This is a genomic window from Mesorhizobium sp. M7A.F.Ca.CA.002.05.1.1 (assembly GCF_003998335.1).
Taxonomy (GTDB): domain Bacteria; phylum Pseudomonadota; class Alphaproteobacteria; order Rhizobiales; family Rhizobiaceae; genus Mesorhizobium.
Genome location: NZ_RZQI01001276.1, coordinates 1 through 1,230, shown reverse-complemented (window position 1 = coordinate 1,230; position 1,230 = coordinate 1). Strand labels below are relative to the sequence as shown.

Genomic DNA, 1,230 nt, shown 5'->3' with positions numbered 1-1,230 from the left:
AACTTATGCAGGCTGGCTCCCTTCCTCTCCCTCCGGAGGGGGGAGAGGTGGCTCGGCGAAGCCGAGACGGAGTGGGGGAAGCCCGCCCCGCAACACGCAGCCGCCGCAAAACGGGCATCACCCAGCGAGCCCGAAAACTCAGGCAAGGTGACAACCAGGCCGAAGCGCTGCTTTGGCTTGAGTTAAAAGCCCGCAAACTTGGCGGCTACAAGTTCACGCGACAGTTCTCTATCGGACCATACTACGCAGACTTCGCTTGCCGCGAAAAATGGCTCGTCGTGGAAGTCGACGGACATCAACACGCCGACTGTTCCTATGACCGCCGCCGCGACGATTTCATGCATGCCCAGGGCTATTCGATCCTGCGTGTTTGGAGCCATGAAGTCTTGAAGCATCGTACTTCGGTTTGTGAAACCATCCTCGCCGCGCTCGATGGCAGGCTAGCCGAGAACATCACGGCACCCGACCTCCGCTTTGTCTTCACGCCTCACTCACCCGATTCAATCTCTTCAAAAACGGACCTATCTAGATGAAATCTCACGTAAAAGCGGTTGTTATCGGCGGCGGCGTCGTCGGCTGCTCGGTTCTCTACCACCTGGCCAAGGCCGGCTGGACCGACATCATGCTGATCGAGCGCTCGGAGCTCACCTCCGGCTCGTCCTGGCACGCCGCGGGCGGCTTCCACACGCTGAACGGCGACCCCAACGTCGCCAAGCTGCAGGCCTATACGGTGCAGCTCTACAAGGAGATCGAGGAAATATCCGGCCAGTCCTGCTCCCTGCACCTGACCGGCGGCGTGATGATGGCCGACACGCCCGAGCGCATGGACTTCCTGCGGCTGGCCCACGCCAAGGGCCGCTATCTCGGCATGGACACAGAGCTGATCACCCCTTCCGAAGCCAAGGCGATGTTCCCGCTGATGGACGAGACCAACTTCGTCGGCGCCATGTGGGACCCGGTCGAAGGCCATCTCGATCCGTCGGGCACCACCATCGCCTATTCCAAGGCGGCGAAAAAACTCGGCGCCGAGATCGTGCTGCGCAATCGCGTTGTGGAACTGACACAGGAGGTCGACGGCACCTGGAACGTCGTCACCGAACAGGGCACGGTGAAGGCCGAGCATGTCGTCAATTGCGGCGGCCTGTGGGCGCGCGAGATCGGCCGCATGGTCGGCGTCGAACTGCCGGTGCTGGCCATGGAGCACATGTATCTGCTGACCGAGCCGAAGCC

2 protein-coding genes are annotated in these 1,230 nt (G+C 61.7%); both read left to right on the top strand.

Annotated features, from left to right (window positions below):
- The first annotated feature begins 47 nt into the window (after positions 1–47).
- Positions 48–533 (top strand): endonuclease domain-containing protein, encoded by a 486-nt coding sequence (locus EN939_RS34840; protein WP_127271897.1) that lies wholly within the window; start codon positions 48–50, stop codon positions 531–533.
- A partial coding sequence (locus EN939_RS34835; protein ID WP_164751540.1) for an NAD(P)/FAD-dependent oxidoreductase occupies positions 530–1,230 on the top strand: 701 nt, incomplete at its 3' end. The genes EN939_RS34840 and EN939_RS34835, both read left to right, overlap by 4 nt.